Source organism: Pseudomonas sichuanensis (assembly GCF_003231305.1).
Taxonomy (GTDB): Bacteria; Pseudomonadota; Gammaproteobacteria; order Pseudomonadales; family Pseudomonadaceae; genus Aquipseudomonas; species Aquipseudomonas sichuanensis.
Map to the genome: position 1 here is coordinate 1 of NZ_QKVM01000075.1, position 20,659 is coordinate 20,659.

The 20,659-nt window shown below is 64.3% G+C and carries 18 protein-coding genes and 2 pseudogenes; 8 read left to right on the forward strand and 12 right to left on the reverse strand.

Annotated elements, in window-relative coordinates; genetic code table 11:
* Nucleotides 1-1,074: retention module-containing protein (locus DM373_RS26520; RefSeq protein WP_157966893.1), on the reverse strand; the 1,074-nt coding region annotated here is incomplete at its 3' end.
* Between the two features lie 485 nt (nucleotides 1,075-1,559).
* On the opposite strand from DM373_RS26520, the gene DM373_RS26525 reads away from it, so the two are divergent.
* The 3 genes from DM373_RS26525 (at nucleotide 1,560) to DM373_RS26540 (ending at nucleotide 6,610) form a co-directional block, all read left to right on the forward strand.
* Nucleotides 1,560-2,933 (forward strand): TolC family outer membrane protein, encoded by a 1,374-nt coding sequence (locus tag DM373_RS26525; RefSeq protein WP_110996357.1) that lies wholly within the window; start codon nucleotides 1,560-1,562, stop codon nucleotides 2,931-2,933.
* Between the two features lie 61 nt (nucleotides 2,934-2,994).
* Entirely contained in the window at nucleotides 2,995-5,130 is a 2,136-nt protein-coding gene (locus DM373_RS26530; protein WP_110996372.1) for a type I secretion system permease/ATPase, read from the forward strand.
* 124 nt (nucleotides 5,131-5,254) lie between these two features.
* Complete coding sequence (locus DM373_RS26540) at nucleotides 5,255-6,610, forward strand: HlyD family type I secretion periplasmic adaptor subunit (RefSeq protein ID WP_110996359.1); 1,356 nt, start codon at nucleotides 5,255-5,257, stop codon at nucleotides 6,608-6,610.
* Between the two features lie 125 nt (nucleotides 6,611-6,735).
* On the opposite strand, the gene DM373_RS26545 is transcribed toward DM373_RS26540, so the two are convergent.
* The 4 genes and pseudogenes from DM373_RS26545 to DM373_RS26555 all read right to left on the reverse strand — a co-directional run bounded on the left by DM373_RS26545 (nucleotide 6,736) and on the right by DM373_RS26555 (nucleotide 10,046).
* A complete protein-coding gene (locus DM373_RS26545; protein WP_110996360.1) occupies nucleotides 6,736-7,344 on the reverse strand; it encodes a tRNA-uridine aminocarboxypropyltransferase in 609 nt (202 codons plus the stop codon).
* Nucleotides 7,345-7,446: 102 nt separating this feature from the next.
* A pseudogene (locus DM373_RS29855) lies at nucleotides 7,447-8,427 on the reverse strand (methyl-accepting chemotaxis protein); the annotation flags it as partial.
* 282 nt (nucleotides 8,428-8,709) lie between these two features.
* A pseudogene (locus DM373_RS29860) lies at nucleotides 8,710-9,054 on the reverse strand (PAS domain-containing protein); the annotation flags it as partial.
* 98 nt (nucleotides 9,055-9,152) lie between these two features.
* Nucleotides 9,153-10,046: a LysR family transcriptional regulator gene (locus DM373_RS26555; protein WP_110996362.1), complete on the reverse strand. Its 894-nt coding sequence runs from the start codon at nucleotides 10,044-10,046 to the stop codon at nucleotides 9,153-9,155.
* Nucleotides 10,047-10,271: 225 nt separating this feature from the next.
* Between DM373_RS26555 and speB the strand changes: the two genes are divergently transcribed.
* Both speB and DM373_RS26565 read left to right on the forward strand, forming a co-directional pair.
* Entirely contained in the window at nucleotides 10,272-11,222 is a 951-nt protein-coding gene (gene speB, locus DM373_RS26560; RefSeq protein WP_110996363.1) for an agmatinase, read from the forward strand.
* A gap of 212 nt (nucleotides 11,223-11,434) precedes the next feature.
* A complete protein-coding gene (locus DM373_RS26565) occupies nucleotides 11,435-12,814 on the forward strand; it encodes a sodium:solute symporter family protein (protein WP_110996364.1) in 1,380 nt (459 codons plus the stop codon).
* A gap of 100 nt (nucleotides 12,815-12,914) precedes the next feature.
* Here the strand turns inward: DM373_RS26565 and DM373_RS29470 are convergent, their stop codons facing one another.
* Together DM373_RS29470 and ptrR are read right to left on the reverse strand one after the other, a co-directional pair.
* Nucleotides 12,915-13,043 (reverse strand): PA1414 family protein, encoded by a 129-nt coding sequence (locus tag DM373_RS29470; protein ID WP_256206021.1) that lies wholly within the window; start codon nucleotides 13,041-13,043, stop codon nucleotides 12,915-12,917.
* Nucleotides 13,044-13,168: 125 nt separating this feature from the next.
* A complete protein-coding gene (gene ptrR, locus DM373_RS26570) occupies nucleotides 13,169-14,062 on the reverse strand; it encodes a putrescine utilization regulator PtrR (RefSeq protein ID WP_110996365.1) in 894 nt (297 codons plus the stop codon).
* Between the two features lie 107 nt (nucleotides 14,063-14,169).
* On the opposite strand from ptrR, the gene DM373_RS26575 reads away from it, so the two are divergent.
* A complete protein-coding gene (locus tag DM373_RS26575; protein ID WP_110996366.1) occupies nucleotides 14,170-15,342 on the forward strand; it encodes an MFS transporter in 1,173 nt (390 codons plus the stop codon).
* A gap of 24 nt (nucleotides 15,343-15,366) precedes the next feature.
* On the opposite strand, the gene DM373_RS26580 is transcribed toward DM373_RS26575, so the two are convergent.
* Both DM373_RS26580 and DM373_RS26585 read right to left on the reverse strand, forming a co-directional pair.
* A complete protein-coding gene (locus DM373_RS26580) occupies nucleotides 15,367-16,293 on the reverse strand; it encodes a DMT family transporter (protein WP_110996367.1) in 927 nt (308 codons plus the stop codon).
* Between the two features lie 106 nt (nucleotides 16,294-16,399).
* On the reverse strand, nucleotides 16,400-16,792 hold the full coding sequence (locus DM373_RS26585; protein ID WP_110996368.1) for a transcriptional regulator: 393 nt from the start codon (nucleotides 16,790-16,792) through the stop codon (nucleotides 16,400-16,402).
* Nucleotides 16,793-16,950: 158 nt separating this feature from the next.
* On the opposite strand from DM373_RS26585, the gene DM373_RS26590 reads away from it, so the two are divergent.
* Complete coding sequence (locus DM373_RS26590; protein ID WP_110996373.1) at nucleotides 16,951-17,220, forward strand: hypothetical protein; 270 nt, start codon at nucleotides 16,951-16,953, stop codon at nucleotides 17,218-17,220.
* A gap of 12 nt (nucleotides 17,221-17,232) precedes the next feature.
* Here the strand turns inward: DM373_RS26590 and DM373_RS26595 are convergent, their stop codons facing one another.
* The 3 genes from DM373_RS26595 to DM373_RS26605 all read right to left on the reverse strand — a co-directional run bounded on the left by DM373_RS26595 (nucleotide 17,233) and on the right by DM373_RS26605 (nucleotide 19,239).
* A complete protein-coding gene (locus DM373_RS26595; protein WP_110996369.1) occupies nucleotides 17,233-17,475 on the reverse strand; it encodes a BrnA antitoxin family protein in 243 nt (80 codons plus the stop codon).
* Nucleotides 17,450-17,731, reverse strand: a complete 282-nt coding sequence (locus DM373_RS26600) for a BrnT family toxin (RefSeq protein ID WP_110996374.1) — start codon at nucleotides 17,729-17,731, stop codon at nucleotides 17,450-17,452. The genes DM373_RS26595 and DM373_RS26600 overlap by 26 nt, the downstream gene beginning before the upstream one ends.
* A gap of 185 nt (nucleotides 17,732-17,916) precedes the next feature.
* Nucleotides 17,917-19,239: a DEAD/DEAH box helicase gene (locus DM373_RS26605; RefSeq protein ID WP_110996370.1), complete on the reverse strand. Its 1,323-nt coding sequence runs from the start codon at nucleotides 19,237-19,239 to the stop codon at nucleotides 17,917-17,919.
* A gap of 145 nt (nucleotides 19,240-19,384) precedes the next feature.
* Between DM373_RS26605 and DM373_RS26610 the strand changes: the two genes are divergently transcribed.
* Nucleotides 19,385-20,659: a mechanosensitive ion channel family protein gene (locus tag DM373_RS26610; RefSeq protein WP_110996371.1), complete on the forward strand. Its 1,275-nt coding sequence runs from the start codon at nucleotides 19,385-19,387 to the stop codon at nucleotides 20,657-20,659.

The following is a 20,659-nucleotide window of genomic DNA, read 5'->3' on the forward strand; positions in this document are numbered from 1 at the left end:
GGCGCCTTTGACGTCGTTGTCCAGCACGTTGCCGCTGATGCTGTCGCCCTCGGTGACATGGGCGAAGTCGGCATGGGCCTGGGGCACGTCGTCGACGATGTTCACATCAAGGCTGCCGCTGGCATGGCTGCCGTTGCTGTCGGTGACACTGACCGGGAAGTGCTCCATCAGGCTGTTGGTGCCATCGCCATTGGCATGGCTTTCGTTGCTCTGCAGCGTGTAGCTGTAGCTGACCACGCCCGTGGCCGGGTTGTAGCCGGTGATGGTGAGGATATTGCCAAGGCCGGTGACGATGGACTGCCCCACACCGGTCACCACACCGGCGGTAACCACGTTGATGCCGCCGACACTGAGGTTGTATACCCCATCCGGCGCCACCACGTTGAAGCTGCCGCTTTGCGTCAGTGCCGCCGGGTTGTCCGTGCTGCCCTGGGGCAGGTTGGCTTCATTCACGGTCAGCTCAGCGGGCTCGACCTCCAGGCCATTGAGGGTGACCGGGTGATCCGGCGGATTGACTGGCGGTGGTGGCGCAAGCGGATTCAATGCCCCACTGTCGTTGCCGTCGATGTCCCGCTCGCCCAGGTAAAGGTTGGCCAGCTCGGGGATACCGTTGAAACCTGCCGTCGGGAAACCGATGGTAGGGGCAACGCGCCCTGCCACCTCGGACAGCATTACGAAACTGTGCCCGCCGCCCAACGCGCCTGCCACGCCGCCGGGGTTACCACCCGCCGCAGTGGGCTCGGCGTCCTCGGTAGGGTCGGCGCCCGCAGCGATGGCCTTCTGCAAGCGCTCGACATCACTGAGTTGCGCCTCACTCGGTTGCAGGTCGGGGGTATGCACATGGGGGGCGTGATTGGCCAACAGCTCCGGGGTCATCTGCAGGCTGCTGTCGCGGCCCAGCGTGAGTTCGGCACCGTTTTGCAGGCGCACTGCCACGGCACTGGCATCCCCCGTTTCGAGCTGCTCACCGGCAAACAGGCGGTCACCTTCCACCAGCAACCGCCGGTGGCCGTCGTCCCCAACCGCGTAAACCTGGCCAACCACCTTGCTGACCACGCCGACTAATCTGGCCATGAATGCACGCCTCCCCTGCCGATGGGCTTTTCGCAGATCAAGGCATGCCGGGTAAATCGTGCAACGTTCCGTATGGGCTGTTTGCCGGACCGTTACTGTCACATACGTGGGAATCACCCTCCATGTGACTACTGCTGCGATAGCGGTGATAGGCAATGGCCATTAATGAATGCCAATTTATTGTCGCCAAATTCCGCTTTCGCCGTCCTCCCCGTACTGCTTATCCGCAAAAAATCTAGAACTTTCTGCAAAGCCCGAAAACCGCTGATCCCAGCCAGTTCGCCGAGCCACCTGGATAAAACAATGTCGTGCTTTCTTTAGACCGCATAAGTTTTTTTTCGCATATACCTTATGAGAAATTCTTCTTAGTTCGCGCGTTAAATGTTCTTAGCTCTGTTGTTACAAACCTGAAACGGTTTGATTCTAATATTTCGTCATTTTATTGGCGATCGCAGGACTTTTTAGAGACCAGGGAGAAGTACCCCATGCGCACATTTACCCCCCTCACCAGTGCGATTTTATTGGCAATGGCGTGTGCCAATACTCAGGCAATGTCCATCACCGAGGCCGTGCAAAGTGCCGTGGACCAGCATCCCCAGATCAGTGCCAGCCGCAACAGCCGGCTGTCGGCCGACGAGGATGTGAAGTTCGCCCGCGGGGGTTACTACCCAACCGTCGACCTGGTGGGCGGCTATGGCCGCCAGCGCTCGGACAACACCAACACCCGCGGCTTCAACCCGGACGGTACGCGCAACCACAACAAGGAAACCCTCAACTACACCCAGTCCGAACTGCGCCTGCGGCAAATGCTGTTCGACGGTTTCAACACCGCCAACGAGGTCGGCCGCACCGAGGCGGTGGCCAACTCCCGCGCCTACTACACCCAGGCCACCGCCGAGACCGTGGCGTTGCGCGCCATCGAGGTCTACCTCGAAGTGCTCAAGCGCCGCGAACTGGTGACCCTGGCCAAGAACAACCTGCAAGCCCACCTGCGGGTCAATGACCAGATCGGCCTGCGCAGCGAGCGTGGCGTGGGCAGCAACGCCGACCTCGACCAGTCCAGCGCCCGTCGCGCCTTGGCCGAGAACAACCTGGACACCGCCGAAGTCGATCTGGCAGACGCCGAAACCAACTTCTACAGCGTGGTCGGGCGCGTACCCGACGAGCTGGAGACACCGGTCACGATCAAGGGCGAAGTGCCAGGCACCCTGCAGGATGCCCGCCAGGGCATGCTCGAGAACAACCCCTACCTCAAGTCGGCACAGGCGGACATCAAGTCCGCCGAGCAACAGTACGAAGTGGCCAAGTCGCCCTTCTACCCGCGTCTGGACGCGGTACTGGCCACCGGCGCCAACAACAACATCGCAGGCCAGAAGGGCCACGACAACAACGACTGGCAGGCTGGCGTCGAGCTCAGCTACAACCTCTTCCGCGGGGGCAGTGACAAGGCTCGCCTGCAGTCCGACGCCCACAAGATCAACCAGGCCATGGACATCCGCAACAACGCACTGCGCGAGCTCAACGAAAACCTCGGCCTGGCCTGGAACGCCATGAACAATGCGCGCAAGCAGACCCCCACCGCACGTGAGTACGCCGAAACCACCCAGCGCGTGCGCGCCGCCTACCAGGACCAGTTCGGCCTCGGCCAACGCACCCTGCTCGATCTGCTCGACAGCGAAAACGAGCTGTACAACGCCAACCGCCGCTACACCGAGGTGCGTTACACCGAGGAGTTCTCGATGTACCGGGTACTGGCGACCATGGGTGAACTGCTGGGCAAACAACGCATCTCGCTGCCGCCGGAGGCCATCGCCAAGAGCGAAGTGCGTAACGAAGCCAGGCTGCCTGACATGCGCTAGGCCTGAAACAAACAGGGAAATTGTGCGTCCACCGCGGCAGGAGTAGGCCATCGTGACCAGCATGCAAAGCACCCAACCGCGCCTGGATGTGGATGATCCGCTGCTCGATGGCTTGCTGATCCTGTGCAAGTTGCATGGCTGCCCTGCCAGCCGCGCCAGCCTGTGCAGCGGCCTGCCGCTGGCCGAGCAGCGCCTGGGGTTGGCGCTGCTGCCGCGCGCTGCCGCCCGTGCCGGATTACAGGCGCGGGTGCTGCAGCGCACGCTGGACGCCATCTCGCCGCTCAACCTGCCCGTGCTGTTGATCCTCAACGATGGCCGCAGCGCCGTGCTGCAACGCTGGGGGGACGACGGCCGGGCGTTGCTGCTGCCGTGCGAGGCCGAAGGCGGTGAACAATGGGTCGAGCGCGAGGCACTGGCCGAGGCCTACAGCGGCCAGGCCCTGTTCGCCCGCCCCCGCCACACCCTGGAAGACGTACGCGCGCCACTGATTCCGAGGGTCAACGCCTGGTTTCGCGACACCTTGCGCCACTCCCGCTGGCTGTACGGCGACGCACTGCTGGCGAGCCTGCTGATCAACCTGCTGGGGCTGATGGTGCCGCTGTTCGTCATGCAGACCTACGACCGCGTGGTCCCCAACCAGGCGTTGTCGACCTTGTGGGTACTGGTCGCCGGCCTGTTCATCGGCACCGCCTTCGAGCTGGTGCTGCGCATGGTCCGTGCCCACCTGCTGGATCAGGCCGGCAAGAAGACCGACCTGATCCTGTCCGCCACCTTGTTCGAACGCATCACCGGCATGAGCATGAAAGCCCGCCCGGCCACCATCGGTGGTTTCGCCCAGAGCATCCATGACTTCCAGGGCCTGCGCGAATTCCTCACCGCCGTGACGCTGACCAGCATCATCGACCTGCCCTTCGTCGCGCTGATGCTGGTGGTGATCGGCCTGCTTGGCGGCTGGCTGGTACTGATCCCGCTGATCGCCTTCCCGGTGGCCATGGCCCTGGCGCTGTTCATCCAGGTGCGCCTGCGCGACACCGTGCAAAAGAGCCTGAGCCTTGGCGCCGTGCGCCAGGCCCTGTTGATCGAAACCCTCGGCGGCCTGGAAACCCTCAAGGCCTGCGGCGCCGAAAGCGAGCGCCAGTACCAGTGGGAGCACACCAACGGCGCCATCACCCGCCTCGACGCCCACGGCCGCAACCTGTCGTCACTGGCCACCAACGGTACGCTGTTCATCCAGCAGTTCTGCGGCATGGCCACCATAGTCGCTGGCGTATACAGCATCATCGCTGGCAACCTCAGCGTAGGCGCCCTGGTTGCCAGCTACATGCTGGGCAGTCGCGTGCTTGCCCCGCTGGGCCAGATCGCCGGGTTGATCACCCGCTACCAGCAGGCGCAGCTGACCATGCAAAGCACCGATGCGCTGATGAGCCTGCCGCAGGAGCGCCAGGCGGACCGCCTGGCGCTCGAACACACCACACTGCACGGCGGCGTGAGCATCAACCACGTCGCGTTCCGCTACCCAGGCCAGGCTGCCCCTGCCCTCAACGACGTGAGCTTCACCCTCAAGGCGGGCGAGCGCATCGGCATCATTGGCCGCAGCGGCTCGGGCAAGAGCACCCTGGCGCGGCTGCTGATGGGCTTCCATCACCCCGACGAAGGCCAGGTACTGCTGGACAACCTCGACCTGCGCCAACTGGACATTGCCGACCTGCGCAACCAGATCGGCTACGTTGCCCATGATCTGCCGTTGCTGGCCGGCAGCCTGCGCGACAATCTCACCCTCGGTGCGCGGCATGTCAGCGATGCACGCATGCTCGAAGTGGCCGAGCTGACCGGCGTCAGCGACCTCGCCCGGCAGCACCCGCAAGGTTTCGAGCGCCCGGTGGGCGAGCGCGGCCAACTGCTCTCCGGCGGCCAGCGCCAGGCCGTGCTGCTGGCCCGGGCACTGTTGCTGGAACCACCGATCCTGATCCTCGACGAGCCCACCAGCCACATGGACAACAGCAGTGAGGAACAACTGCGCCAGCGCCTGGCTAACTGGGTACCGGGCAAGACACTGCTATTGGTCACGCACCGCACTTCGATGCTCAGCCTGGTGGACCGGCTGCTGGTGCTGGACAACGGCAAGATCGTCGCCGACGGGCCGAAAGATGCGGTGATCGATGCCCTGCGCAAGGGCCGTATCGGGTCGGCTTTGTAGATCTGCAAGTGCAACACCGTCGCTGTGGGAGCGGGTTCACCCGCGAAAGCGCCAGCAGGGCCACTGCCGCATTCGCGGGTAAACCCGCTCCCACAGGCTCTCCACTCTCCATTGGAGGCAGCAGATGTCCATTTTCCACAGCGTACGCAGCTACCTCCAAGGCACCGAACGGCACGCTGAACGCGATTACCTGCCGGAGCTCGCCGGCGCCACCTTGCAGGACTCACCCAGCCTGTCGCGCCTGACCGTGTGGCTGGCCGCGATCCTGCTGCTGGTGGCCCTGGTCTGGGCCAACTTCGCCGTGCTCGACGAGGTCACGGTCGGCGAAGGCAAGGCCATCCCATCGAGCAAGGTGCAGGTGGTGCAGAACCTCGAAGGCGGCATCGTCACCGAGCTCTTCGTGCGCGAAGGCCAGATGGTCGACAAGGGCGCCACCCTGCTGCGCCTGGACGACACCCGGTTCAAGTCGAACAAGGGCGAAAGCGAAGCCGACCGCTACGCCCTCACCGCCCAGGTCGAGCGCTTGTCGGCCGAAGCTGAAGGCCGCCCTTTCGTGTTGTCGCAGGACGTGCGTGACAAAGCCCCGCAAGTAGCCGAGGACGAAGCCGCCCTGTACGACTCCCGCCAGCGCCGCCTGGCCAGCGAGAAACAGACCCTCAACGAACAACTGCGGCAGAAGACCCAGGAGCTCGCCGAGTTCCGCTCCAAGGTCGACCAATACCGCTCGGCGCTGGGCCTGCTGCAACAGGAACTGGACATGTCGGCGCCGCTGGTCAGCAAGGGCGCCATCTCGCCGGTGGAAATCCTGCGCCTCAAGCAGCGCACCGTCGAGGCCCGCGGCCAGCTCAATGCCACCAGCCTGGCGATCCCCCGCGCCGAAGCGGCCGTGGCCGAGATCCGCAGCAAGATCCAGGAGTCCGACGCCACCTTCCGCTCCGAGGCGGCCAAGGAGCTCAACGACAAACGCACTGAACTGTCGAAGATCACCGCCACCAGCATCGCCATCGACGACCGGGTCAACCGCACCACCGTGGTGTCGCCGGTGCACGGCATCGTCAAGCTGCTCAAGGTCAACACCATCGGCGGCGTGGTCCAGCCCGGCAGCGATCTGGTGGAAATCGTGCCGATCGAGGACAACCTGCTGATCGAGGCCAAGGTAAGACCACAGGATGTGGCGTTCCTGCACCCGGGGCAGACGGCGATGGTCAAGTTCAGTGCCTATGACTACACCATCTACGGCGGGCTCAAGGCCAAGCTGGAGCTGATCGGTGCCGACACCGTCACCGATGACAAGGGCAACGCGTTCTACCTGATCCAGGTACGCACCGACAAGAACCACCTGGGTGGGGATAACAAGCCGTTGCTGATCATCCCGGGAATGGTGGCCACGGTGGATATCATCACCGGGCAGAAGAGCGTGCTGGATTATCTGTTGAAGCCGGTGCTCAAGGCGCGAACCGAAGCATTGCGCGAACGCTGATCGAAATATGCGACCTACATGGGCGTGGGATCAGCCAGCAAACCGTCGGCTGGTCCAGTGTGGTTCCAAGGGATTTCAAGCACATCCCAGGATCGATGCGACCCAATCGATGCATCAATCTCGAACTAGTCTGATCCCAGGTTGTGATTACGCTCGAATGTCTCCAGCCCCATCGCCCTGATCTGCCCCTCGATCAGGGCCTCGAAAGGCCGCAACACTGGATCGAACCGGCTCGCCCCCTCCAGCACATTCAACGCCTGCACCACCGCCTCGATGGTCGACAACGCGCCCGGTTCCGGCGCCTTGCGCAACCGGTAGCGTGAAGGTGTCACATCACCGAGCGTCACCCGCGGCAGCGCCTCCAGCAGCGGGTTCAGGTAGAGCATCTTGCGCGCCTTGCGCCAGGTGCCGTCGGGGACGATCAACAGCAGCGGCAGCTCGTCGATGCCTGCGCCATAGGCTTGCAGAACCTCGGCTGCGTCACCGGGGAACAGCAGCACCGGCCGATATCCGGGTGTAGCCAGCAACGCTTCGAGGTCGTCGAACACCTCCCCCACTCGCAGTTCGGCATTGATCAGCCCGAGGGCTGCCAGGCGCGCGGTATTGAGCGCATGCGACGTTTCGCTAGGGTGCTGCAGCACGAGCACGCGGGTGCGGCTGTCGAGACTGGGAATCAGCGGGCAGAGGCAGTGGGCGATCGGGCGCTGGCAGCGTTCGCAGCGGGGTCTGGGCATGGCGGGCTCCTTGGGGGCGCGCAGTTTGCCACAGGTTGGTTGTGTGACTACGGGCCAATCGCGGGAGCGGGCTTGCCCCGCGATTGGCCCGACAGTCAGTCACTACCGGTTGAACCGCTCCGCCAGGCTATGCAGGTACTCCGCCATGCGCTCCAGGTCCTGGCTGATCTCGGCCCCTTGCCTGGCCTGCCCGGCACTTTCATCGCACAGCTGGGCAATGCGCACGATCTGCTGGTTGATGTCTTCGGCCACGTGGCTCTGCTGCTCGGACGCCGTGGCCATCTGCTGGCTCATGCCGGTGATGCGGCTGACCGCCTGGGCGATGCCGGACAACGCTTCCTGCACCGCCTCGACACTGTGCACGCTGTCGCTGGAGATCTGCTGGCCGCGGCTGGCACTGGCCACCGCACGGTCGGCCCCGGTGCGCAGGCCGGCGATGATGTGGTGGATCTCCTCGGTGGAGGCGCGGGTACGCTGGGCCAGCGAGCGGACCTCGTCGGCGACCACGGCAAAGCCCCTGCCCTGTTCACCGGCACGGGCGGCTTCGATCGCGGCGTTGAGCGCCAGCAGGTTGGTCTGCTCGGCAATCGAGGTGATCACGTCCACCACGCTGCCGATCGATTGGGTCTGCTCGGCCAGGGCATTGACCGCCTGGCCGATATCGCTCACCGCCTCGCTCATGCTGCCCATCGCGCGCAGGCTCTGCTGGGCCAGGTCGCTGCCCTGCTGGGCCAACTGGTCGGCATCGCTGGCGGCATGGGCGGTGCTCTGCACGTTGTGGGTGACCTGCTGGATGGTCGCCGCCATCTGCGCGATGGCGGTGGCCGACTGGTCGGTTTCGCTGCGCTGGCGGTCGAGCATCTGCGCCTGGGCGTCGGACAGGTCGGCGGACTGCGCGGCCCGCGACTTGACCCCGACCCCGGCGTCCACCAGGCGGGTCAGCGCGGTCTGCAGCCGTGCTTCTTCACTGAGGATCGCCAGGTCGAGCTGGCCCTGCAGGCCGGGGTTGTCGCTGTAGGTCAGGGCCACCAGCGGGCTGGTGAACGCTTTGGGATGCTCCTGCAGGGTGCGGCGGATGGCCTGGTTCTGCCGGTGCTCGACCAGGTACCAGGCCGCCAGCAGGCTGGCCATCAGCACCCCCAGTGCGGCGTACTGGGGCAACCACAGATAGCCGGCGGCCGATACCAGCCCGGCGCCGATCAACGGCCAGCCGTGACCGATGCCATGGCCCAGGCGCGCGGCCAACGCCACCGGCGAGCGACCGGCGCGCAGGCGCGCGTAGAGCGCTTCGGCACGGCGGATCTGCTCACGGGTGGGCACCGAACGCACCGACTCGTAACCGCTGATGCGGCCGTTCTCGTACACCGCCGTGACGTAGGCGCTGACCCAGTAGAAATCGCCGTTCTTGGCACGGTTCTTGACCACGCCCATCCAGGGTTTGCCTTGCTTGATGGTGTCCCACATATGGCCGAAGACTGCCGGCGGCATGTCCGGATGACGCACCAGGTTGTGCGTCTGGCCGACGAGTTCGTCGTAGGTGAAACCGCTGATGGCCACGAATGCGTCGTTGCAGTAGGTGATGCGGCTGTTGAGGTCGGTGGTGGAAATCAGCCGCTGGTGGTTGGGAAAGGTTCTTTCGTGTTCGGTGACGGGCAAATTCATGCGCATCGCTGGCGATCCCTTGCTTATCCAGATGAGTGGGAAATTCATCAAAGCAAGTAGATGTTTAGCAGAAGGCCATCACGTCAGTGGTCAAGTTTTGCAGGATTTTTTACCGACCTGACGGAATGAGCTGAAAACGACATTGGTCAGCCAACGTTGAGCTGGCTCTTGAGCAGGTCGCGGAAGGTCTGGATCAAGGGTTCCCGGCTGCGGCCGCGGCGGATGATCAGCGAGAACGGCGCCTGGTAACCGAAGGTGGCCGGCGACAATACCCGCAGGTCGCCCTTGTCGACCCAGGCCTGGGCGTAGTGCTCGGGCAGGTAGCCGATGTAGGCGCCGGAGAGAATCAGGATCAGCTGCGCCTCCATGCTCTCCACCGTCGCCGCGCTGTGCTTGAAGCCGTGGCGGGCCAGCTCGGCCTGGCTCCAGTAACCGCGCCCGACCATGCGCTGCTGGGTGATCACCGGCTCCGGGATGCGCCGCTCGGCGAACAGCGAGTGGCGGCTGCTGCAGTACAGCCAGTGCTGCTCGCGGTACAACGGCTGGTACACCAGGCCGCTCATGCGCGAAGAGAAGGCGCCGATGGCCAGGTCCAGGCGGTTGTCCTGCACGCCCAGCTGCAATTCGTAGGGGCTGGAGACCGACAGGTGCAGGTGCACCCCCGGGTGCTCCTGGCTGTAGGCACCGATGGCCTCGGCCAGCGGCAGGGCGCGATCACCCACCGTGGAGTCGATCACGCCGAGGTTGAGGGTGCCGCGCAGCTCGCCCTTGAGCGCCGCCGCATACTGCTCGAAACCATCCAGTTCGCCGAGCAGGCGCAGGGTCTCCTGATGGAACAGCTCGCCCTTGCTGGTCAGGCTGAAACCACCACGGCCACGGTGGCAGAGGACGATACCCAGGGCGCCCTCCAACTGGCTCATGTAGGTGCTGATGGCCGACGTCGACAGGTTGAGGTCGCGCTGGGCATTGGCGAACCCCTGGTGGCGCACCACGCTGGCGAAGATGCGCAGCAGTTTCAGGTCGGGCAGCGATGAGGCCATGGGGCGAGGATTCCGCGGGCTGGAAATCGCCAGAGTCTAACGCGCCTTCAGCCGGATAGTTCAGAATTTCCTGAAGTAAGTATTTGTCGGTAGCGATTCTTTCGCCGCACTACCTTGCGCAGACTGCGGCGAAATGTCCCTGCCCGCCGGCCCCATCGTTGTTCGAGGCACGCGGCGGCACAGGTTCGAACAAACATAACAATCGACCGACTGATGAGGCCCACCGTGGACAAGACTCTCCACCAACCACTGGGCGGCAACGAAATGCCGCGTTTCGGCGGCATCGCCACCATGCTTCGCCTGCCCCACCTGCAAAGCGCCCAAGGCCTGGACGCCGCCTTCATCGGCGTGCCGCTGGACATCGGTACCTCGCTGCGCTCGGGCACCCGCTTCGGCCCACGGCAAATCCGCGCCGAGTCAGTGATGATCCGCCCGTACAACATGGCCACCGGCGCCGCCCCGTTCGACTCACTGTCGGTCGCCGACATCGGTGACGTGGCGATCAACACCTTCAACCTGCTCGACGCCGTGCGCATCATCGAAGAAGCCTACGACGAGATCGTCGAGCACAATGTCATCCCGCTGACCCTGGGCGGCGACCACACCATCACCCTGCCGATCCTGCGCGCGCTGCACAAGAAGCACGGCAAGATCGGCCTGGTGCACATCGACGCCCACGCCGACGTCAACGACCACATGTTCGGCGAGAAGATCGCCCACGGCACCACCTTCCGCCGCGCCGTGGAAGAAGGCCTGCTCGACTGCGACCGCGTGGTGCAGATCGGCCTGCGCGCCCAGGGCTACACCGCCGACGACTTCAACTGGAGCCGTCGCCAGGGCTTCCGTGTTGTCCAGGCCGAAGAGTGCTGGCACAAATCGCTGGAACCGCTGATGGCCGAAGTGCGTGAGAAAGTCGGTGGTGGCCCGGTCTACCTGTCCTTCGACATCGATGGCATCGACCCGGCCTGGGCGCCCGGTACCGGCACGCCGGAAATCGGCGGCTTGACCACCATCCAGGCGATGGAGATCATCCGCGGCTGCCACGGCCTGGACCTGATCGGCTGCGACCTGGTCGAAGTCTCCCCACCTTACGACACCACCGGCAACACCTCGCTGCTGGGCGCCAACCTGTTGTTCGAAATGCTCTGCGTGCTGCCAGGGGTGGTACGCCGCTGATTGGCATGAAGGCTTGTGGGAGCGGGCTTGCCCCGTGATAGCAATCGCGGGGCAAGCCCGCTCCCACAACATCCGTCGAGCCATGGAAACACCCCGGCAGGAGCCATTCGGGAGGGCCATAGAGGCCCGCCAACACATGACAGGACCGCCGGGCGCGTGAACCCGCCCGGACGGCCGATCTCGCCATAATAAAGATAATCGGGAGACCCCCAATGGCCTTGGACATCATCGTTGTACTGATCTATGCCGCCGGCATGCTCGCGCTTGGCTGGTACGGCATGCGACGTGCGAAGACCCACGAAGATTACCTGGTGGCCGGGCGCAACCTCGGCCCGACCCTGTACATGGGCACCATGGCCACCACCGTGCTCGGTGGCGCCTCCACCGTCGGCACCGTGCGCCTGGGTTACGTGCATGGCATCTCCGGCTTCTGGCTGTGCGCCGCGCTGGGCCTGGGCATCATCGCGCTGAACCTGTTCCTCGCCAAACCGCTGCTGCGCCTGAAGATCTTCACCGTCACCCAGGTGCTGGAGCGCCGCTACAACCCCATGGCGCGCCAGGCCAGTGCGGCGATCATGCTGGCCTATGCGCTGATGATCGGCGTGACCTCGACCCTGGCCATGGGCACCGTGCTGCAGGTACTACTCGACGTACCGTTCTGGTTGGCACTGCTGTTCGGCGGTGGCGTGGTGGTGGTGTACTCGACCATCGGTGGCATGTGGTCGCTGACCCTGACCGACATCGTCCAGTTCGTGATCAAGACCGTGGGCCTGATGTTCATCCTGCTGCCGGTGTGCCTGTACAAGGCCGGTGGCTGGGACACCCTGGTGGCCAAGCTGCCGGCGGCCAGCTTCAGCTGGACCACCATCGGCTGGGACACCATCATCACCTACTTCCTGATCTACTTCTTCGGCATCCTGATCGGCCAGGACATCTGGCAGCGGGTGTTCACCGCCCGTGACGAGAAAGTCTGCCAGCGCGCCGGCACCACCGCGGGTGTCTACTGCGTACTGTACGGCCTGGCCTGCGCCTTGATCGGCATGTCCGCCCATGTGCTGATGCCAGACCTGGCCAACCCGAACAATGCCTTTGCCGAGATGATCAAGGGCCAGTTGCCTGAAGGTATCCGTGGCCTGCTGATGGCCGCCGCCCTGGCCGCGATGATGTCCACCGCCAGTGCCGGCCTGCTGGCCGCCTCGACCACCCTGACCGAAGACCTGCTGCCCAAGCTGCGCGGCGGCAAGCAGTCGAGCCTGGGCATCAACCGCCTGTTCACCCTGCTGACCGGCCTGGCGGTACTGGGCATCGCGCTGGCGGTGAACGATGTGATCAGCGCCCTGACCCTGGCCTACAACCTGCTGGTGGGCGGCATGCTGATCCCGCTGATCGGCGCGATCTTCTGGAAGCGCGCGACCACCGCCGGGGCCATCGCCAGCATGTCGCTGGGCTTTGTCACCGCGCTGTTCTTCATGTTCAAGGATGGCCTGGAGGCCAACACGCCGATCTACTACAGCCTGGCGATCGGCCTGGTGAGCTTCGTGCTGGTCAGCCTGGCGTCGCGCAAACCGGCTGCGGCAGTCAACCTGGCCTGACGCCAACCCCCGTGGGAGCGGGCTTGCCCCGCGATTAGCTGCACCCTCAATGCAAAAGGCCGCCGCATCTTGTCGATGCGGCGGCCTTTTGCCTGGTGTATCAGCGACGGCGCGGCTGGCGCTTGCGCTGTTCTTCGTCGGTAGGGATCGGCACCGGCTGCAGAGGTGGCGGGAGCAAGCCCAAGGCGACGGCGAGGTCGTGGAGCCAGTTATACATGCGTTCGTTCATAATGCCCCCTTGACGGGTTCAGCCTCACGGTCAATCAATCCTGCGATGCGTCATACAGATCATAGCCCGATGTCCTGTATTGCGCATGCCTCTGTTCTTACAGATATGGGCGATTTTGACCCGGATCAAGCGCAGGCGACAGCTTCCGACGGTCGGTCAATCGTTTCGGTTTGTTGCAGTTCGATCCACGCCTGCAGATTGGCCCCACGCATGCCCTGGCGCCACATCAACCAGGTGACCGCCTGATCGAAGGGCGTTTGCAAGCGATGGGCACGCACCCGGTCACGCCCCGGCAGGCTGTCGAGCATCGATTGCGCCATCAGCGCCACCCCGGCGCCAGCGATCACGCAGGCCAGCATGCTCTGATACGACTCGATCTCCATCACCCGCCCCATGGGCGTGTGGGCATGGGCGTACCAGGCCTCCAGACGCATGCGGTAGGAGCAACCCTGGCGGAAGGTGAACACCGCCCTGCCAGCCACATCCCGGGCGCTGCTGACCGGTGGATGCTCGGGGCTGGTGATCAGCACCAGCTCTTCCTCACACAAGGGCACGCCATCCAGCCCGGCCAGGCTTGGCGGCCCATCCACCAGCGCGGCATCGAGCCGATGGCTGAGCAGCCCCTCCAGCAAATCGCCACTGGGGCCTGCCTGGACTTGCAGGTTCACTGCGGGGTAGGCCTGGTGATAGCGCGCCAGCAGCGCCGGCAAATGGATCGCCGCGGTGCTGTACATGGTGCCCAGCACAAAATCACCGGCCGGCTGCCCGCCCTGCACGGCGGCCATCGCTTCGTCACGCAGCGCCGACAGGCGGTTGGCGTAATCCAGCAGCACCTTGCCCGCAGGCGACAGTTGCAGGCGCTGGCGCTCACGCAGGAACAACTCCACGCCCAGCTGCTCTTCGAGTTGGCGCAGACGCGTCGACAGGTTCGAGGGGACACGGTGCAGGCGCTCGGCAGCGCGGGTGATCGAAGCTTCCTCGGCCACGGCAAGGAAGATACGCAGTTGGCTGAACTCCATATCATTCTCCAAAACAGAACAACTTGATCATCATTATTCAATTTTATTGAAAGTCAATCCGCCCTACCCTGCCATCCATCGCAACCCTTCGAGCAGGAGACACCTCCATGTCGCCCTTCGTGCAACTGCTGGCCAGTGCCGTGGCCCTGATGATGGCCATGGGCATCGGCCGTTTCGCCCTCACCCCGCAACTGCCCCGCCTCATCGCCGAGGGCCAGTTCGACCTGACGGCAGGTGGCCTGGTCGCTGCCGCCAACTACCTGGGTTACTTCCTCGGTGCGGTGGACGGCATGTTCGCCCGCCAGCCGGCCCAGGTGCGTCTGCGCCTGCACGGCGGCCTGTGGCTCTGCGTGTTGCTCACCCTCGCCTCAGCGGTGGCCGAGGGTTTCTGGAGCCACCTGCTGCTGCGCTTCGGCACGGGCGTGGCCAGTGCCTGGGTGTTGGTGATGATCACCAGCCTCAGCCAGCAACTGGCCAACGCCCATGGCCGTCAGCGCCTCGGTGCCCTGGTGTTCGCCGGGCCCGGTGCCGGGATCGCCGTCACCGGCCTGCTGGCACTGGGCGCGCACCTGCTGGGGCTCGGCTCGGCGGCGCTGTGGCTGATCTATGCGATGGCGGCGCTGGTGATGCTGCTGGCCGTGCTGCGGTGGTTGCCACGGGCCCTGGAGCCTGCGCCTGTCGCGGCCACCAGCAACAGTGGCCCGACACAGGGCAAGGGGATCGGCCGCCTGGGCCTGGTGTATGGGCTGTACGGCATTGGCTATATCTTGCCGGCCACCTTCCTGTCACAGATGGCCAACCAGCAGTTCCAAGGGCAGTGGATGGCCGATCTGTTCTGGCCGGCATTCGGTCTGTCGGCGGCGCTGGGCGTGATCGTCGTCAGCCTGCGCCGCCCAGGGCGCACCTCGCTGTGGCTGACCGCCACGCTCTGGCTGCAAGGCCTGGGTGTTCTGGCCTGCCTGCAAGGCGGCGGCATCGGGCTGGGCCTGGGGGTAGTGCTCTGCGGTGGGCCATTCCTGGCCTGCATGCAACTGGTGATGCAGCGCTCGCGGGAACTGGCGCCCCATGCGGCCCAGCGCAATGCCGGGCTGCTTACAGCGTGCTTTGCCCTGGGGCAGTTGAGCGGGCCGCTGCTGGCGGCCTTGAGCAGCCACTTCAGTGGTGGCTTGCAGCCGGCGCTGGTGATGGCGGCTGCGGGGCTGGGGCTGGCCGGGGTACTGGTGCTGACGGGGGCCGTGCCACGCTCCGCGTCATGCACCGGCCTGCGCCAGGCGGGTTGAGCCTGGCGCCCCTGCCGCTCGCGACTACCCCACGATCCTGCGCAGTTGCCGCCGCACCCAGGCCTCGGCGCTGACCATGATCACCCCCACCAGCACCAGCACCGCGCCGAGCACGAAGTTCAGGCTCAGTGGTTCGTCCAGCAGCACGACGCCAAAGGTCACCCCGAACAGCGGCGTGATGAAGGAGAACACCGCCAGGTTCGAAGCCAGGTACTTGCGCAACAACCAGAACCAGGTCAGGTAGCTGACGAACGACACCACGATGCCCTGGAACAGCACGCTGCCAACCGCCAGCGGGGTCAACGCGAAATCGGCGATCTGCCCGCTCACCAGGGCCATCAGCAGCAGCCCGGCGAAACCCACCGCCAGTTGGTAGAACAGCGTCAGGGTCGCCGGCGCCTCGGACAACCGCGAGCAACGCACCACCACCGTGGTCGCGCCCCAGGCCAAGCCGCCCAGGATAGCCAGGGCGTCACCCAGCAACATGCGCCCATCGAGCTGCTCGAACGAGACGCCTCCGGCGAATGCCAGGGCGATGCCAGCAAACGCCAGCAGGATGCCCAGCCACTGCAACAGGCGAAGCCGCTCGCTGGGCATCATGATATGCAGCCCCAGGGCGGTGAAGATCGGCGCGGTGTAGAGGAATACCGACATGTGCGCCGCCGAGGTCAGCTTCAGCCCCTCGGCGATGAACAGAAACTCCAGCCCGAACAGCGCACCGGCCAGCATCCCGGCACGCCAGGTGCTACCCACCTGGCCCCAACCTCCTTTGAAGCAGACCAACAGCCCTACCAGCACGGCGGCGATGCCGTTACGGAACGCCGCCTGCATCACCGGGGCAATGTCGACGGCAGCGGATTTGATCAGCACCTGCTGGCAGCCCCAGATCAGGCACAGCCCCAGCATCACCTGCAGGGCAAAGGCGTCAGGGTTCTTGCGGACCTCGCTCATAAGCGGGCCAACTGGATTTCTACAGACATGATCAAGGGCTCGGCAGTGGCAGACGAACGGCGATTATCAGCCGTTCAGCCCGCCACTTGCCAGCCTCAAAACGACCTCAAGCGATCTGCGCGTTTGCCGAGACCTGGTCGAAGGTGTTTTCGTCCAGCGCATCCTCCTGTCGGTCAAGGACTTCGCGCGGATGGCCGAAACCCGGGATGCTGCTGTCGATCAGGCTGAGCAGGCGCGAGCCACGCTCGGTCAGCACGAAGTTCTCGCCGTTGCCGCCGTCTTCTTCAGGCCGGCTGGCGATGAAGCCACGTTCGAACAGGAGCTTCTCGTACTCGCAGGCGCGGGTTTTAAGATGGTCCAGGTCGCCCGGTGCCTGGCCATTTGCAGCCAGCGCTGCGGCGTGCTGTTCGGCATAGGGGCGTGGCGTGAAGCTATGGCCGGCGCCGTTCTGCACCTCGTGCAGCAAGCGCTCGATCAGGTCCCAGTCGTAGCGGCTCATGGAATGGCCTCCTGCAATGAACGGATGGGTTACACAAGGTGGACCGACAGAAGCCGACCGGCGTTCAGATCGGCAAGCTGCCGCTGGCATCCCAGGCAATCTGAACTTTCAAATTGCCCCGCCCCTCACACGTAGCAGGATCACCAGAGGCCAAGATGATGAAAACCCTCTACCGCGCCGCAATGCTTGCCAGCCTGGTGTGCACCTTGCCCGCCTGGGCCTGCACGCCGGAAGAAGCCACACAAAAACGCGAGGAACTGGCCGGGCTGGTTGCCCAGCTGACCGAGCAGAACCCACAGAAAGCCAAAGAGATAAACGACGAGCTGCAAGGCATGGAGCTCGGCACGGCAAGCAAGGACTTGCCGGATAAGTGCCAACTGATCGACAAGCGGATCAAGGAATTGAAGGAAGCCGAGAAAAAAACCTGAGCAGCGCCCGCTTCAGCGGCGCTGCTGGGCCAGCATGTATTGACGCAGCAACTGGTTGATTCGGGTCTGGTAGCCGCTGCCTTGGTCCTTGAACCAGGCCAGTACGTCAGCGTCGAGGCGAATGGTCACGGTTTGCTTGGCAGGTAACCGAAGCTCGGCCTGGCGGAAGAAATCGTCGTCCAGCTCGGGGATGTCCGAGGTGTCGATCGGCCCACGACCGGAGTGTTCATCACTGTTTATGGAGGGTTTCGACATAGCGCATTTCCTCGCGTCGTGTGGCTCTTCTGGCGGAGATGACTCGGATTGCATCCCCTTGCCGTTCGGTGTAGACGACCACGCTGACCCAGGCGTTGATCCAGCCCATGCTGATCCAGCGTGGTTCCAGGTAGTCGAACCGCTCATCCTTGAGCACCAGCATCGGGTGCCGGAACATGTCTTGCACTTCGTTGAAATCGATACCGTGCTTGCGGATGTTCAGCTGGTTCTTTTCCTCGTCCCATTCAAAGCGCATGGGACTTTCGTATTTACAGTTGTACATACGCTACTCCTGCCAGCGAATACATGCCAGAGGGAGTGTGGAAGCCAGGCAGCAAAATGCTGGGCCGAGGAGCAGTTTGGGAAATGAGCTACACACGCTTGGGGAAAGCGCGAAATCACCCGCCACCCTTGCGGTGGCGGGCTTGAACCGAGATGCGCTTACTCAGCCGCTGGCTTGCGCTTCTTCAGCGGCGCCAGGCCATCGGAGCTGGCCAATGGCGCATTGGCCTTCGGCTTGGCGGTCGGCTTGCGCTTGGCGGCGCCCTTCTTGTCGCCGGTCTTCTTCTCGGTCTTTTTCTTCTTGGTGCCAGCCGCCTTGCCCGAGGCCTTGACCTTCTTCGGCCCGCTGTAGGTACCCTTGACCTCCTTGATGACACGGCGCTCGAACTGCTGCTTGAGGTAGCGTTCGATGCTCGACATCAGGTTCCAGTCGTTGTGGGTGATCAGCGAGATCGCCAGGCCTTCGCCGCCGGCACGGCCGGTACGGCCGATACGGTGCACGTACTCGTCGCCGCTGCGTGGCATGTCGAAGTTGATCACCAGGTCCAGCCCGTCGATGTCCAGGCCGCGCGCCGCCACGTCAGTGGCCACCAGCACCTTGGAGCCGCCTTCCTTGAAGCGGTCGATGGCCAGCTTGCGGTCCTTCTGGTCCTTCTCGCCGTGCAGTACGAAGGCCTTCACTTCCTTGGCCACCAGATGGCCGTAGATGCGGTCGGCCAGGGCGCGGGTGTTGGTGAAGATGATTGCCTTCTGGTAGGTCTCGTTGGCCAGCAGCCACTGCACGATCTGCTCTTTGTGCTGGTCGTGGTCAGCGGTGATGATCTGCTGGCGGGTACCTTCGGCGAGCTGCGAGACACTGTTGAGCATCAGGTGCTCAGGGTCTTTGAGGACCTTGCCGATCATGTCGCGCAGGGCTGCGCCGCCAGTGGTGGCGGAGAACAGCAGGGTCTGCTTGCGGTTCTCGCATTCCTTGCACAGGCGCTCCATGTCTTCGGCAAAGCCCATGTCGAGCATGCGGTCGGCTTCGTCGAGGATCAGCACGTCCACATGGGACAGGTCGAGGTTGCCGGCATTGAGCTGCTCGAGCAGACGGCCCGGGGTGCCGATCAGCACGTCCGGCACCTTGCGCAGCATGGCGGCCTGTTCCTTGAAGTCTTCACCGCCGGTGACCAGGCCCGACTTGATGTAGGTGAACTGGGAGAACAGCTGCACCTGCTTGAGGGTCTGCTGGGCCAGCTCGCGGGTCGGCAGCAGGATCAGCGCACGGATTTCCACGCTCGGGCCGCTGCGGTCGACCAGGCGGTTGAGCAGTGGCAGGACGAATGCAGCGGTCTTGCCGCTGCCGGTCTGTGCCGTCACCCGCAGGTCACGCCCTTGCAGGGCCAGGGGAATGGCCGCTGCCTGCACCGGGGTCGGCTCGACAAATTTCAGCTCGGCCACGGCTTTGAGCAGGCGTTCGTGCAGGGCGAATTGGGAAAACACGGGGGTAACCTCGGGCAAGTGCGAAAAATTCAAGTTGCATAGGGTAACGTTTTCCGCCGCCAGAACCGAATTTCTTTTGGCAACTTTGCGCCGATCCACGCTCTAATGCCGCTTCGTACCGCAACACAGACCGTTTTCTACGCTTATGGACCTCCAACGATTCTGGCGCGATGCCCTCGACCTCTGGGGCACCCTCGACCAACACCCGCTGCTGCACGCCGCCCTCGGCCTGGCCGTGCTGCTGCTCGTCTCGCTGCTGATCGGCCGCCTGGCGCGCTTCCTGATCCTGCACGCCAGCCGCCTGCTGGGCCGGCAACCGGCACTCAAATGGCTGGACGACCTGCGCCACAACAAGGTGCTGCACCGCCTGGCCCAGACCACCCCATCGCTGGTGGTGCAATTCGGCCTGAAGCTGGTGCCGGAACTCTCGGCCACCGCCCAGCATTTTCTCGGCAACCTCGCCCTGGCCATCACCCTGCTGTTCATGACCCGCGCGCTGTCGTGCCTGCTCGACGCGCTGCTGGACATCTACGCCCGCACCGAACATGCCCGCACCCGCTCGATCAAGGGCTACATGCAGCTGGCCAAGATGATGCTGTGGATCTTCGCCGCCATCGTCATCGTCGCCACCCTGATCGACCGTTCGCCGCTGTTGCTGCTGTCGGGCCTGGGTGCCATGTCGGCGGTGCTGCTGTTGGTGTACAAGGACACCCTGCTGTCGTTCGTCGCCAGCGTGCAGTTGACCAGCAACGACATGCTCCACGTCGGCGACTGGATCGAGATGCCCCAGGCCGGGGCCGATGGCGATGTGGTGGATATCACCCTGCACACGGTCAAAGTCCAGAATTTCGACAAGACCATCGTCTCCATCCCCACCTGGCGCCTGATGAGCGAGTCGTTTCGCAACTACCGCGGCATGCAGCAATCCGGCGGGCGGCGGATCAAGCGCAGCCTGTTCATCGACGCCGCGGGCGTACGCTTCCTGACCCAGGAAGAAGAACAGCGCCTGGGCCAGGTGCGCCTGCTCGGCGACTACCTGGCCGGCAAGCGCCAGGAACTGCGCGAATGGAACGAGGCCCAGGGCCACAACGCCGGGTTGTCGGCCAACCGCCGGCAACTGACCAATATCGGTACCTTCCGCGCCTTCGCCCTGGCCTACCTGAAGAGCCACCCCAACGTGCACCCGAACATGACCTGCATGGTGCGCCAGATGCAGACCACCGCCGAAGGCGTGCCGCTGGAGATCTACTGCTTCACCACCACCACGGTGTGGGCCGAGTACGAGCGCATCCAGGGCGACATCTTCGACTACCTGCTGGCGGTGCTGCCGGAGTTCGGCTTGAGCCTGTATCAGCAGCCCAGCGGCAATGACATGCGCGTGGGGCTTGCGACGCGAGTTACGCGTCAGGAACTGGCCTGA